Annotated in this window: 13 protein-coding genes; 10 read left to right on the forward strand and 3 right to left on the reverse strand. The window is 65.6% G+C overall.

What is annotated here, in order from left to right:
* The first annotated feature begins 76 nt into the window (after positions 1-76).
* A complete protein-coding gene (locus CH296_RS00005) occupies positions 77-361 on the forward strand; it encodes an acyl-CoA carboxylase subunit epsilon (RefSeq protein ID WP_094631624.1) in 285 nt (94 codons plus the stop codon).
* Positions 358-1,026 (forward strand): nucleoside triphosphate pyrophosphatase, encoded by a 669-nt coding sequence (locus CH296_RS00010; RefSeq protein ID WP_230596996.1) that lies wholly within the window; start codon positions 358-360, stop codon positions 1,024-1,026. The genes CH296_RS00005 and CH296_RS00010 overlap by 4 nt, the downstream gene beginning before the upstream one ends.
* 48 nt (positions 1,027-1,074) lie before the next feature.
* On the opposite strand, the gene CH296_RS00015 is transcribed toward CH296_RS00010, so the two are convergent.
* The gene (locus CH296_RS00015; RefSeq protein WP_094631625.1) at positions 1,075-1,518 is read right to left on the reverse strand and encodes a flavodoxin domain-containing protein; all 444 of its coding nucleotides are present in this window, start codon (positions 1,516-1,518) and stop codon (positions 1,075-1,077) included.
* Between the two features lie 114 nt (positions 1,519-1,632).
* Entirely contained in the window at positions 1,633-3,018 is a 1,386-nt protein-coding gene (locus tag CH296_RS00020; RefSeq protein ID WP_094645290.1) for a hypothetical protein, read from the reverse strand.
* 155 nt (positions 3,019-3,173) lie between these two features.
* On the opposite strand from CH296_RS00020, the gene CH296_RS00025 reads away from it, so the two are divergent.
* Positions 3,174-4,439 carry a glycosyltransferase gene (locus CH296_RS00025; protein ID WP_256980277.1) on the forward strand — a complete coding sequence of 422 codons (1,266 nt, stop codon included), beginning with the start codon at positions 3,174-3,176 and terminating at the stop codon, positions 4,437-4,439.
* Positions 4,440-4,444: 5 nt separating this feature from the next.
* Here CH296_RS00025 and CH296_RS00030 read toward each other — a convergent pair whose 3' ends face one another.
* Positions 4,445-5,749 (reverse strand): hypothetical protein, encoded by a 1,305-nt coding sequence (locus tag CH296_RS00030; protein WP_094683701.1) that lies wholly within the window; start codon positions 5,747-5,749, stop codon positions 4,445-4,447.
* 591 nt (positions 5,750-6,340) lie between these two features.
* Between CH296_RS00030 and CH296_RS00035 the strand changes: the two genes are divergently transcribed.
* The 7 genes from CH296_RS00035 to CH296_RS00065 all read left to right on the forward strand — a co-directional run.
* A complete protein-coding gene (locus CH296_RS00035; RefSeq protein ID WP_094659267.1) occupies positions 6,341-7,789 on the forward strand; it encodes a condensation domain-containing protein in 1,449 nt (482 codons plus the stop codon).
* A 46-nt stretch (positions 7,790-7,835) separates the two neighbouring features.
* On the forward strand, positions 7,836-9,293 hold the full coding sequence (locus CH296_RS00040) for a condensation domain-containing protein (protein WP_094683702.1): 1,458 nt from the start codon (positions 7,836-7,838) through the stop codon (positions 9,291-9,293).
* The gene (locus CH296_RS00045; RefSeq protein WP_179277590.1) at positions 9,271-10,644 is read left to right on the forward strand and encodes a condensation domain-containing protein; all 1,374 of its coding nucleotides are present in this window, start codon (positions 9,271-9,273) and stop codon (positions 10,642-10,644) included. The genes CH296_RS00040 and CH296_RS00045 overlap by 23 nt, the downstream gene beginning before the upstream one ends.
* A 154-nt stretch (positions 10,645-10,798) precedes the next feature.
* Positions 10,799-11,695, forward strand: a complete 897-nt coding sequence (locus CH296_RS00050) for a sulfurtransferase (protein ID WP_032397641.1) — start codon at positions 10,799-10,801, stop codon at positions 11,693-11,695.
* Positions 11,692-12,105 (forward strand): SufE family protein, encoded by a 414-nt coding sequence (locus tag CH296_RS00055; RefSeq protein WP_032397640.1) that lies wholly within the window; start codon positions 11,692-11,694, stop codon positions 12,103-12,105. The genes CH296_RS00050 and CH296_RS00055 overlap by 4 nt, the downstream gene beginning before the upstream one ends.
* Positions 12,106-12,235: 130 nt before the next feature.
* Positions 12,236-13,705: a condensation domain-containing protein gene (locus CH296_RS00060; RefSeq protein ID WP_032397639.1), complete on the forward strand. Its 1,470-nt coding sequence runs from the start codon at positions 12,236-12,238 to the stop codon at positions 13,703-13,705.
* A 128-nt stretch (positions 13,706-13,833) separates the two neighbouring features.
* On the forward strand, positions 13,834-13,986 hold a 153-nt coding region (locus CH296_RS00065), incomplete at its 3' end, for a biotin carboxylase N-terminal domain-containing protein (protein WP_141217283.1).

Genomic DNA, 13,986 nt, shown 5'->3' on the forward strand with positions numbered 1-13,986 from the left:
AGATCGTCACCGCACTACGACTACTCGAACGCAAACAAGTCACCCTCCCACCCAAGAAACACGGAAACATCCCACTATGAGCGAAACGAACGACGACGCAGCGAACGACGCGAACCTCGTCGCAGCCGATTCCGACGGGGTGGTCTCTGCGAGTCCTGCTGCCGTTCGAGTGGTGAAGGGCAATCCGAGCGACGAGGACCTCGCCGCGCTGGTGACGGTTCTGACGGCTGCGCAAGGCGGATCGGAGTCGACGGGCGATTCTCGTCCCCGCGAGCTGTGGGGTTCGCCGGTGTTGCTGCACCGCCGGTTCGCGGCGCAGTCGGCGTATTCGTACGCCGCGTCGGGACGCCACACGCGGTGACGGTCCGGTCCTCCGACGCTGCGCCGGGCCCTGTTCGTCTGGTCCTGGCGTCGGCGTCGCCGGCGCGCCTGTCGGTGCTGCGCGCCGCCGGGGTGGAGCCGATCGTTCGGGTGTCGGGAGTCGACGAGGATGCGCTGACCGATGCACTCGGGCCGTCGGTGTCTTCGGAAACCGTGGTCACGGAATTGGCCCGAGCCAAGGCTGCGGCGGTGGCCGAGACGTTCGCGGATTCGACCGACGATCTGGTGATCGTCGGTTGCGATTCGATGTTGGCGATCGGCGGCGAACTGCACGGAAAGCCACATTCGGTCGACGTTGCGCGCGCCAGATGGCAGTCCATGGCGGGCAACAGCGGCGAATTGCTGACCGGCCACGCTGTGCTCCGGGTGACCGACGGCGTGGTGGTGGCGCAGGCCGCAGCGCACAGTAGAACCGTCGTGCATTTCGCGACGCCGTCCTCGGTGGATCTCGAGGCCTACCTCGACTCCGGTGAACCGTTGTCGGTGGCGGGGGCGTTCACGCTGGACGGTCTCGGCGGCTGGTTCGTCGACCGCATCGAGGGCGATCCGTCGTCGGTGATCGGCATAGGCCTACCGCTGGTGCGTACCCTGCTCACTCGGGTGGGTACGTCCCTGGCCGCCCTGTGGGACAGCACCCCGTCCTGACCGTTTCGGCCCCGCCTGCCGGTGGGGTGCCGAAGCCGAATGCCACCGTCAGGGCAGCAGGTCGATCAGTTCGCGAGCCCACTCCTCGGCCATGGTCTTCGGCCTGATGTTCGACGAGCTGTCGTGGCGAGCATGAGTGCCGACCTGCTTGCCGCCGAGCTCGGTGAGCTTCTCTGCGATGATCTCGCCGCCGCGGTTGAAGGTGTCCTCGTAGACCCGGTCGCCGAGACCGAACACCGCGAACTGCAGTCCCGCGAGGTCGGGAGCATCCTCGACGAGTGCGTCGAAGAAGGGTTCTGCACCGGTGGGGAGCTCTCCGTCTCCGTAGGTGGAGCAGATGACCACGTGGAAGTCGTCGGTATCGATATCGGACACCTCGTACTCGAGCATGTCGCGCACCTCGGCGTCATGATCGCTGAGCACGTCCGCAATCTTGTCGGCGACCTCCTCGGCCGTACCGGTCTCGGACCCGAACAACACGACCACTGCCATGGATCGCTCCCCTTTCTCACACCTGCCCGAACACTCGAACAGTCGGAAAGCATAGCCTCACCGGCGATCCGGCCGAAAATCCGTCCTCGCCCGCAGTTGTGACTTGTCTCGAGATCACCAGAATTCGGGCGTCAGACCCCATCGATCGAACTCCGCCTCCACCAGCCCTCGCAGGTGTTCCTTGCTGGGAAAGCTGTCCGGATCGAGCCCGGTGACGCACAGGGTCGCCCGTTCTCCCGATTCGTTCCACCAGGCACTGACGCCACCGCCGGTGCGGCGCAGCAAGGCCACGTCGGTGTTCTGGGTGATCGACCTCATCGCCACCGCGGTGGCGTCGACACCACCGATGGCGCGCAGTGCGACACCTCTGGCACCGAGATTCGAGCACAGGCACAGCGGTGCCGAGCCCGACGCGGCGAGTTTGGCCACGATCGCGTCGGGCAGCAACTGCATCAGCGGCTTGAGGAGCTCGAATGTCGTCGTGACCGAGTGATCGGCCTGGGTTCTGAATGCCTTCTTGCTCGCTGCTCGAATCGCTCCGAGATCGTCGAGGTACCCCGCTCCTGGGTCGACGTGGATCGAGACACCGGACGTCGCGTTGGCACGTCGATCTCCTGCAGTCCTGGTACTGACCGGGAGGGCGACGCGCACCCGGTCCTCCGTGGAGACTCGGCCGCTCCCGGTCAGGATGCCGAGCACCACCGCCACCAGCAGACTGTTGGAACTGCCGCCTTTGCTCGCTGCGGCAGCGGACCATTCGGAGGACAGGCAATCGACGACGACGGTGCTCGGCGTCCACGCACCCTCCGCAGGTGCGACGATCACCCGCGGACGATCCGCACCGGAGCCGTCCGGCACGACCGTGCTCGGGGCGGCGGACGCCGTGGTGCGCGCCCGCATCGCTTCCACCGCGGTGCGGCCGAGCGCTCGGGCCGCACCCGAGAGCGCCACACCGAAACGGCCGAGACCATCGGACAGATCGGCTCGCGAGATCGCCGTCGCGGACGCGGACGCGGAACCGTCATCGAGACCGACGCGCGCGAAATCGTCGGGCACAGCGTGCCCGGCCAGCGCGGCCGCTGCCGCCGAGGTGAGGGCGCCGCCGTCGCCGACGACGTGCGAGCCGACCAAGGACACGACCGTGCCGCCGTCGTCCACCGAGGTGGCCGACAGACGCCACGCCGGTCCCCCGATCGGGTCCAATGTCACGGCGGCCTCGTCCTCGATCCACCTGTCGACCGCCCCGCGGGCGATCGGTGATCCGATGACCACCGGATCGGCGGCTCGACGAGCTGCGGTCCAACTGTCCCGGGCTCCGGGCACCCGGGCCCGCCGAACGGATCGATCGATGGGGCCTGCGGCGAGCATTCGCCACATCGATCGGAGTGCGTCCGGTGCGACGGCGCGGTCGAACCGCCAGACGATCTGGTTCACCACAGGTACCCCGAGAACACATTCCATGCGGAGGAACAGGTCGTCGTCGTACGTCAGTCTTTCCACTACGCGAGACTATCGCTGCGCAAGCGCGGACGCAGGTGGGCCGCAAATGTGTTTCCCGCCATATGTTTTCCGAACCCGACTGCGCCGGGCAGGACTGGTAGGTTGAGGGCGTTTTCCACGCCGACGCGACTGCGAGTGACCCTATGAAGTTCGTGATGCCATTCAACGGCAGTCGCGGTGACGTGACGCCCGGTCTTGCCCTCGGCGTCGAACTCGCCGATCGCGGACACGACGTGGTGTTCGGCGCACCACCGAACCTGATGGACTTCGCGCAAGCGAAAACAGCTGAGTGCGAACGAGTCAGCGTGGTCTCGTTCGGGCCGGACACCCAGCGACTGTTGGAGTCGGAGTTGATCAGGGTGCGCATCAAGTCGCGCAACCCGCGGACCAAGATTGCGGCACTCGCGGAACTGGCCAATCACGGCTGGGACCGGATGACAGCCGAACTCGAGTCGATGGCCCAGGGTTGCCACGCGATCGTCACCGGTTCGCTGGGGCAGGAGATGGCGTTCAACGTGGCGGAGTCTGCGGGAAATGCCTTTGTGGCACTGCACTATTGCCCGCTTCGGCGCAACGACGTCGTGCCCGTGACCCCGGGAGCCGCGTTGCCCGGCTACGTCAACCGATCGATGTGGGTGCTGGCGGAGTCGATGCGCTGGAAGTCCATGAAGGCTCGCGAGAACGCGCAGAGAGTCTCCCTTGGTCTGGCCCCGACGCGGCATTCGTTGCCGGTTCGATCCGAACGCTACGGCGGAGTGGAGATTCAGGCCTACGAGTCGGCGCTGTTTCCCGGACTCGCCGAACAGTGGGGCCCGCAACGGCCGTTCGTCGGATTCCTGGGGCTGAGCAGCGGTCGCGCGGACGTCGATCCTGCGCTCGAGGAATGGCTGCAGGCAGGTTCCGCGCCGGTGTACTTCGGATTCGGCAGCATGCCCGTGCCCGATCCCACCGCACTGGTGCGCATGATCGAGAACGTGACCGGACAGCTGGGCGTTCGCGCTCTCGTCTGTGCCGGCTGGAGCGATCTCACCGGTGCCGATCTTGCTGCGGCCCAGTCGAACTCGAACATCATGATCGTCGAGTCGGTCGATCATGCGAGCATTCTCCCGCGATGCCTGGCTGCGGTCCACCACGGCGGCGCGGGTACGACGGCTGCGACGGCACGGGCCGGTCTTCCGACGCTCGTCTGCTGGTTCAGCGCCGATCAGCCGTTCTGGGGAGCCGCGCTGCGCCGGATCGGAGCCGGGACCAGCACGAAATTCTCGGCATTGACCGAATCCGTTCTGCAGCAGGGAATCACCGACATCACCACCGACCGAGCCAGGCAGGCGGCGCGCCGACTCGCCGCCACCGTCGCTCCGACCGCAACCGCGGTGAGCGCAGCTGCCGACATCACCGAGGCAGCAGCGCACAGCCGCTGACGCAGTCACCAGAAACGCGCGGTCAGTTCCCAGCGACCCAACGCACCCGCCACGTGGTCACGCAGTGCCCGGTCGTCGACGAATCGATCCGGATCCATGGCGTGGACGGTCAGGGTGATGCTCTCGTCCGTCTCGCACAACCACGCCGTCAGGCCACCGTCCAGCGATCGCGCGAACGCGGCGTCGGCACCTGCGAAGGTTGCTCTGCCCGATACGGCGCGAGCTCGAACGCCGGCCACCGTGGTGAAGACCTCGGGCAGAACGCCCAGGTTCGATGCCAGACCTTCGGCACCGTCACGTGGTTGCGGAACACGCGCGACCACCGCGTCGGGCAGCATCTGCACGAGGGCCTGCGAGATGCCCGCGGGCGGCAGGCCTGCAGCCTGCCTGGCCGCGAAGGCGGTGAACGCCGCCTTGCTGGTCTTCCGAATCGTCGACAGATCCCGGTCGCCCGCATCGGTGACGGGCACCTCGATCTTGACGATCTTGGTGGCGTTGGACCGGGTGTCGTCGGCGGTGCGATCGCTGACCGGCAGGGACCACTGCAGCGAGTCTGCGATCGAGGCTCGCCCGGCCTGCCCGGAGGCTGCCGTGAGGACCGCGATGAACAGGGAATTCGACGTGCCACCCCATCGCTCGGCGGTTGCTCTCCAGGCCGTCGCGTCCACCTCCACAACCGCGTGAGGCGATACCCAGTCTTCGTCCACCACTCCGGCGGTCGGCTGCGAGCGAGTCGGCTGCGAGGGTGGGACAGCAGCGTCCTCACCGGATCGGGCGGAGCTCGGAAGTGCTGACGCAGCGGTGTTCACCAACCAGCCGGCGACGGACCGCACCTGCTCCACGGCATCTCGTAGGTCCGAGCCGAGCGCCGCGATGCCGTCCGCGCCCGGTATCGACCGAGGCTGCTCGGACGCGGAGTTGGCGGCAACGAACGCGGCGATCAGAGCACCGCCATCGGCGACCATGTGCGAAGCGACCAACGACAGCACCGTCCCTCCGTTCGCCAAGGGTGCCGCTGCCAGTCGCCACCCGAGACCGGTCTCGGGATCGATGTCGCGGTCCAGGCGGTCGTCGGCCCACGCCAGAACGTCGGTCGGTTCGATGACGTGTGGGTGAAAATCCAGTGAATGGGAGACGGTCGAGGGCACCCATCGATCGCGTGCCGTCGGCACCGTCGATGCGACCACCCGGCGCGCGAGCAGACCGTCGGACAGGTTGCCCCGTAGTTTTTCCAGATCTGCCCGCTGAACGGATTCGTCGAACCACCACAAGAACTGGTTGTAGACGGGATATCCGATGCCGTGATGCATTCGCAAGAATAGGTGATCGGCAAATCCAATTCGAGTCACGCGCCGAACCTACTACATCCGAGAAACAGGGGCAGTGGTGTCGATTTTCCATCACCGATGCATTCACATTCGGCAATATATGCACGGAAAAGGGGGTCGATTGTGTTTCACACCATGTTCGGGCCATTCAGTGGCCCAGGTCGTTCTTCGACTCGGTGGACAATCTGCGCCACACTGCGATTGTGAACTGTCATCATCTTGACCAGCAAAATCAGTGACTCGATCGTAAGATAGGACAATCGGACACCCCGTCGACTGCCGATCGGAGACCTGCGGGTCAAGACGTTCGACAGTGAGAAGTATTACTTTTACGCGTCGCGAAATAAATTCGCTTTCGCCCTATCGTGTGTTCTGAACTCACTTCGGGTCGACGGCAATGAAGTTGTTCTTTCAACGCGGAAAGCAGCAATCGAACAGCAATCGAATAAACGACCGGTCGGCTGCACGAACACCGCTGACAGGTTTACACGATCGACTCGACCGTAATCCAACGTGCAATACCGAACCAACGCCGCACACCGCCGACCGAGCCCGGAACGGAAGAGGACTCCCATGGAATACACCGAACTCGCCGACTACCCCCTCCCCGCCGGTCGTCTGACCGAGTGGGTCCCCCGCGTCGACGACGACCGTTGGGCACCGGACCCCCGTGGGCTGTCGTTCACGCACCAGGACCATTGCGAGCGCAGCGCGCCGGGCTCGTGGATCGGCACGGTGTTCGAGATCCACCGCCGCTACGACGTCGAGGCAGTGCGGGCAACCATCGCCGCGTACATGGGTCGTCACGAGGCGTTCCGCACCAAGGTTCGACGCGACGAGGAATCCGGTTCCTGGCTGCGCTACACCGCACCGACGGATGCAGTGCAGGTGACCGATCGGGCACACACCGAACCACGTACCGAAACTCAGGTCTTCGGCCATCTGCACTCCTGGTTCGGCGAAACTGTCTCTCCGACGGCGTGGCCGCACTTCGTCCTCGCCACCATCGAACCGGACGACGCCTCCCGCGCTCTCTCGGACGGGCCCGGAGAGTCGTTCCTGCTCGCGTTCGCCGCCGACCACTCGGTGATGGACGCCTACAGCCAGATCTACGCCATCAACGAGATCGACCGGCTCTACGCACACGCTCTCGAGGGCGTCGACCCGGAATTGCCCGAAGTCGGCAGCTATGTCGACTTCAGCCAGGCCGAGCGAACTCTCGGCGAGACGCTGACCGGTGACCACAGCGCCGTGCGCACCTGGCAGGACTTCCTGGCCGTCGAGGACGGACGCTTTCCTGCGTTTCCCCTTCCGGTGTCGGTCGACCGGTCGCCGACCGGCAGCGGCCCGGCCGCGCAGAGCAGTATCTCGTCCTGGCTGCTGACCGCCGACAAATCCGATGCCTTCAACGCCGCATGCCGTGCCGCCGGGTACAACATGCAGGCCGGGATCCTCGCCGCTCTGGCGCTGACGAACGTTCGCCTGTCCGGCCGCACGACGTTGCGCACCGTGATGCCGATGCACACCAGAGACGAACAGAAGTGGGCCGCAGCGGTCGGCTGGTACGTCGGAATCCTGCCCATGGAGATCGAGCTCGACAACGCTCGCACGTTCGGGGAGGCGATCGAGGCCGCGGCGACTGCAGGCGCGGCCAACAAGGGGTTGGCACGGATGCCGTACTCGAAGATCGCCCAGATCCTCGAGTCGACGGAAATTCCGCGATTCGTGGTGTCCTACATCGACCTTCGGTTCCTTCCGGACGCCGACCAGTGGCAGGGCCGCAAGGGTCGGGCTCTGCGAAGCAACTGCCACGCCGACGACGAGGTCTACTTCTGGGTCAACCGGACGCTTCAAGGACTCAACATCTCCGCACGATTCCCCAGCTCGGACGTCGCGTCCACCAACGTCCACCGCTTCATCACCGAGTTCGTCGCAGTGCTGACGGCAGTGATCGACTCCGACTGCGGTACCGATACGGTGCTCACGTCGGCCTCTCGGTCGGTGACCGTCGCCGCAGAGTGAGCCATCGAATCAACCCGCGGCCCGTATCGAGGAGGACGAAGCGACGATGATCATCACCGCTATGGGCAGGTGGAATCCCGCTCCCGGTCGGCTGCTCGAATGGCACCCCACGTCGGCTGCCCGGGCGAGTGCCGAAGCGGCACCTGTCGATTCGGCTCCGGCCTCGTTTCTCCAGGAGGACCATCTCAAGGCCGCGTGGGCGGCCCGCGAACGCGGCGACGTTCACACCGCGTACACCGGGGTGGCAACCGAGATCGACGGTGACGTGGACACGGACGCGATGAGCCGCGCACTGGCCGCCTACGTGCTGCGGCACGAGGGTCTTCGATGCTGGTTCGAGGTCGAGGGAAACGACGTCGTTCGGCATCTCGCTCCACCCGAGGTCGCGGCGTTCGAAGTGACCGACGCCGGAGAAGCGACGGACGACGACGAATTCCAACGCTACGTACGGGGGCGCTTCTCGTCCGAGGCGACCGCGGACTCCTGGCCGGGATTCGTCGTCGGCGTGGTGGCCAGGCCCGGCAGCTTCACCCTGTACTACGGCGCAGACCACGCGTTCACCGACGGTGGCTCGCAGGCCCTGGTCATCAGCGAGTTGGCGGACCTGTACGCGCTCGAGACCGGTGCGGACGCACCGATCCCTGCGCAGGCAGGTAGCCATCTGGAATACGCCGCCGACGAGCGGGCGCGGGCCGCGACGTTCGGGGCCGATTCTCCCGAAATCGCCGCTTGGCGAGACATTTTCACCCGGCACGACGGCCGCATGCCTCGCTTCCCACTCGACCTCGGACTCGCGCCCGGCGAGAAAGCTCCCGTTCGCATCGTCGAACGCAACCTGTTGAACAAAGAACTGACCGCTGCATTCGACGCCGCGTGCAAAGCCGCCGGAGCCCGCATGAGCAGCGGGATATTCGCTGCGGTCGGGATCACCGACTTCGAATTGGCCGGAACCACCGACTACTTCGGGATCACCGTGCTCAGTACCCGGCACCACGGTGACTACGGGCAATCCCAGGGGTGGTTCGTCAATTTCGCTCCGGTCGCGTTCGAGGTGGCAGGAAACGACAGGTTCTCCGACGTCGCCGTTCTGGCCCACCGAGGCTTCGAGCAGGCCAAACGGATCGCGGAGGCCCCGGTGCACGCCGTACTGGGTGCTCTCGCCGCCGACGGCACTCTGGGTAGCGAGTTGGCCGTGAGCCCGAACATGCTCTCGTACATCGACTTTCGCTGGTTCCCCGGCGTCGGACGAGACGCGGACACCCGCGCCGAGCACTTCACCGGCGAGGGTTCGACGTCGAACGCATCGATGTGGATCAACCGAGACGGTGAGCACTTGTATCTGGTGGCCCAGACCCCTGATACCGACGTTGCGGCCGCAGCGGTGAAGCGCTACCACGATCATCTGGCCCACGTGCTCGAAGCCATTGCACGCGACGGTGATTACCGCCTCACGCACGACGATCTCGTTCAGGAGCCGGCCGGTGCGGGTCACCTCGATCACTGAGTACACCCCACGCGCGGGCACGGTCGTCGAGTTCACCGCCGTCGTCACCGGGAATCCGCAACCCTCACCGGTCCCACCGTCGTTCAACCAGCGGTTTCACCTCGGTGATCTCGAGCAGGCCGAGCGCGTCTGGATAGCCGGGGCCTTCGAAGTGCAGGGCAACCTCGACATCCGGGCGCTCGAGTGGGCCTTCGAGCGCCTGATCGACCGCCACGACACCCTGCGCAGTTCCTTCGTTCGCGTGGTGGACGGAATCGAGCGGACGCTCCACGAACCGGGTTCGGTGGAGATGAGGCAATCCACTCGAACCACCTTCTCCTCGGCGTCGACGCTCCGGAATCACCTCCGAAGCACGCTCGAACTGCACTGCGATGCAAGACGATTCCCGTCGTACACCTGCGTCGGAATCGACCGACCGGACACCTCGACGATCCTGTGCGCTTTCGACCACTCCAACGTCGACGCCATGTCGATCGCCGTCGTCGTCGACGAGATCCACACCCTGTACGAGGCCTACCGCCGCTGCCCGTCGAACCCGGAGACAGACCTGCCTCCCGTCGGTGGGTTCGTCGAATACTGCCGCATCGAAGCAACCCAGCCACTCGTCGATCCAACGGACGAGCGCATGGTGCAGTGGTCGACCTTCCTCACCGAGTGCGGGGGCACCACGCCGCGCTTCCCGTTCGACCTCGGCGTCGCCGAGGGTGAAACAGCGCCTCAGGCAACGACTGTCACCTCCTTGCTCGACGCCCGGCAGACCGCCGACTTCGAGCAGCTCTGCGCCCGTTCCGGAGCCGGAATGTTCGCCGGGGTCGTCGCAGCGATCGCACAGGCCTGCGCCGACACGGGCGGACCGAACCGTGTGCCGTTCCTGTTCCCGTTGCACACCCGCCATCAGCAGCACTTCTCGCGAGCACTGGGCTGGTTCACCACCAACGCTCCCATGACCGTGGAGGTCGAACGAGATCTCACCGACACGATCACCGCGGCCCACACAGCGTTTCGCGCGGCACTACCTCTGAGCACAGTTCCGATCCCCCAGGTACTGAACAACCTCGGTGACGCCTTCACCCTGTCGCGTCGAGACGTGTTCATGGTGTCCTACATCGACTACACCAGAATCGGCGGACACGAGCGCTTCGACCGAACCGACGCACACCACATCAGCAATGCCACGGTCTCCGACGACGCACAGTTCTGGGTCTCCAGTACCGCATCGGGCCTGGCGCTGCGATCACGATTCCCCGACACGGCAACGGCACACTCGGTGATGACTGCGTTCACCGCGGAACTGATCGCACTCATGCGGGCCTCCGCAGCGAAACCCGAGAGCGCAGCCCTCACGCCCTGACAAACTGCGTTCCGCAGGCTCCACTCCCGCCCCCTGAGGTCATTCCGCAGGCTCCACTCCCGCCCCTCGACAGATGTTCCGCATAGGATCGAGAGTGCAGACCGTTCACCCCCGGGCGGGCCGCCAGCCGAATATCTTCCGTAGGAGCCGATACGTGCCTGTACCAACCGATTCCACCGCAACGTTCGCCGACTATGCGCATCCGGATCGTCTCGTATCGACCGAATGGCTGTCCGCTCATCTCGGCACCCCCGGCCTTCGCGTCGTCGAATCCGACGAGGACGTGTTGCTCTACGACGTCGGCCACATTCCCGGCGCGGTCAAGATCGATTGGCATCTCGACCTCAACGATCCGGTCACCCGCGACTACATCGACGGCGAGCAGTTCTCGAAGCTGATGAGCCGCAAGGGTATTTCCCGGGACGACACCATCGTCGTGTACGGCGACAAGAGCAACTGGTGGGCCGCGTACGCACTGTGGGTCTTCACGCTGTTCGGACATCAGGACGTGCGTCTGCTCGACGGCGGCCGCGACGCCTGGTTGTCGGAGAACCGCGACACCACCCTCGATGTGCCCGAGTTCCCCGCAACCGAGTATCCGGTGATCGAACGCGACGACGCGCCCATCCGCGCGTTCGCCTCCGACGTCCTCGGCTCGCTCGGAACGGTGCCGTTGATCGACGTGCGCTCCCCCGCCGAGTACACGGGCGAGCGCACCCACATGCCCGACTACCCCGAGGAAGGCGCATTGCGCGGAGGTCACATCCCCACCGCCGTGAGCATCCCCTGGGCCAAGGCAGCTGCACCGGACGGACGCTTCCGTTCTCGTTCGGAACTGGACGAGATCTACTCCGGCACGTCTGCGACCGACGACGTGATCGCGTACTGCCGTATCGGTGAGCGTTCGAGCCACACGTGGTTCGTGTTGACCCATCTGCTCGGATACCAGTCGGTTCGCAACTACGACGGCTCGTGGACCGAATGGGGCAACGCCGTCCGCGTTCCGATAGCCAAGGGCGAGGAGCCCGGATCGGCTCCGGCCACTCGATGAGTGCCCTGCCGGAGTCGCTGGCCGAGATCGTCGAGGACTTCGCCGCGGTGGAGGGACAGGACAAGCTGCAGCTTCTGCTCGAGTTCAGTCGTGAACTTCCTCCGCTGCCGGAGCACCTTGCCCAGGATGCGATGGAGCCGGTGCCGGAATGCCAGTCTCCGCTGTTCCTGTCGGTGGACGCCGCCGATCCCGAGCGAGTCCGGCTGTACTTCAGCGCCCCGCCGGAAGCGCCGACCACGCGAGGGTTCGCCTCGATCCTCGCGCAGGGACTCGACGGCCTCGGCTCGCAGGAGATCCTCGACGTACCCGACGATTTCTACTCGGCGCTCGGGCTGAGCGACGCGGTCAGCCCGCTCCGACTGCGCGGCATGTCGGCGATGCTGGCGCGGATCAAGCGTCACCTTCGCTGACGGTCGACCGGCGACGGCGCGGTGGCGCGCCCGTCGTCTTGATCGATACAACGGGTCGTCGTTAGACTCCGCGGCAGGGCATCGATGCCCAGTCCCCCGACGCTGACGACGAAGGTTGGTTGCTGCCGATATGGAGTTCACGGAGTTGGCGGACTACGCGGTTCCCGCGGGCACGCTCACCGAGTGGATACCCAGCGTCGGTCCGCAGGCCCGCACTCCTGAGGCCGCAGGGTGGCACCCCGACGCCAGGCCGACGTCCTACGTCCACGAGGCGCACCTTCGTACGAGCCTGAGCAGTCCTCGTCGCGGTCGTGAATCATGGCTCGGCGCGGCCTTCGAGATCGCAGGCCCCCTGGACAAACCCGCGTTCCGCCGGGCAGTTCTGAACTGGATCGACCGGCACGAGGCGATGCGGTCGAGCGCGTCGATCGACGAGGTGACGGGCGAGATGACGCGGGTGACCGCGGCGCAGGGTGCCATCGACATCTGGCAGGTCGAGCAGGAACGGTGCGCGCAATCGAGCGAGGTGTTCGAGCACCTGCAGTATCTGTTCGACGAGTTCACCTCACCGTTGATCTGGCCCGCCTACGCCTTCGTGACTCTCGAACCGGTGGACGAGACGCGTCCGATCACCGTCTTCTTCGCAGCGGATCACTCCATCATCGACGGTTTGTCCACGGTGTTGGTCGCGCACGAGATCGCTGCTCTGTACGGAGAGGAACTCGGCGGTGCGCCTGCTGCCCTGTTCGAGGCCGGCAGCTACCTGGACTTCGGTTCCTCCGAACGCGAAAGGAATGCTGAGCTCGAACATTCGCACGACGCCGTGAGGATCTGGCGAGACTTCCTGGTCGACGGCGACGGTGAACTACCGGCGTTCCCCCTCGACATCGGCGATCCGAGTCCGGACGATCTGCCGCAAGGCGGTTTGTCCGCGTGGGTGCTCGACCCCGAGCAGGCCGACTCGTTCTCGGTCGCGTGTCGCAAGACAGGACACAGCCTGTTCGCGGGATTGCTCGCGGTACTCGCCATCACCGGCTCGGAACTGGGCGGGGGTAGTCGTTTCCGTACGGTAACGCCGGTGCACACCCGAGACGAGCCCCAGTGGGCCTCCGCACTCGGCTGGTTCGTCGGACTGTGCCCCATCTCGTTCGACATCGCCGGTGCCGACTCGTTCGGTTCGGTGGTCGCGGCGGCCTCGGCCGAGGTGAAGAAGACCAAACCGATCGCCCGCGTTCCTCTCGATCGGGTGTTCACCACTCTGGGCTACTCCGCCCGCCCGCGCTTCGTCGTCTCCTTCATGGACGTACGGTTCGCGCCTGCGGCCGAGCACTGGCCGGACTGGAACGCCAGAGCACTGCGCAGCAAGCAGTACCAGCACGACGTGTACATCTGGATCAACCGCACGCCGCAGGGAATCAACATCGCGGCTCGCTACCCCAACACCGAGCAGGCGACCGCTCGGGTGCACGAGTACGTCGGTGCCTTCCGGAAGCTGTTGACCGATGTGGCGGACACCGGGACCGCGCGATTCCCTCTTCCGGACCACCACCGGTCCGATATCGGACATACCGACACCGGTCAGATCGCTACCAATCAGTAGCTCGCTGCGACGCGTCCTCGATCCGCTGCAGCTGTACGGACCGATTGCAGCGATGACAGTGCCGGTGCTTAGACTCCGACGTGACGTTCGTAACGAAGCACGCGAGAAACACATCTGTAGGAGGCTCAGTGCCCAGCCATGCCAGTGCTCAGATCACCAAGGTTCTTGTCGCCAATCGTGGCGAGATCGCGGTGCGGGTGATCCGGGCGGCCGCCGATGCCGGGTTGGCCAGTGTCGCTGTGTACGCCGAGCCCGATGCCGATGCCCCGTTCGTTCGGTTG

The sequence above is a fragment of the Rhodococcus sp. 14-2496-1d genome (assembly GCF_002259365.1).
In the GTDB taxonomy this organism is placed as follows: Bacteria; Actinomycetota; Actinomycetes; order Mycobacteriales; family Mycobacteriaceae; genus Rhodococcoides.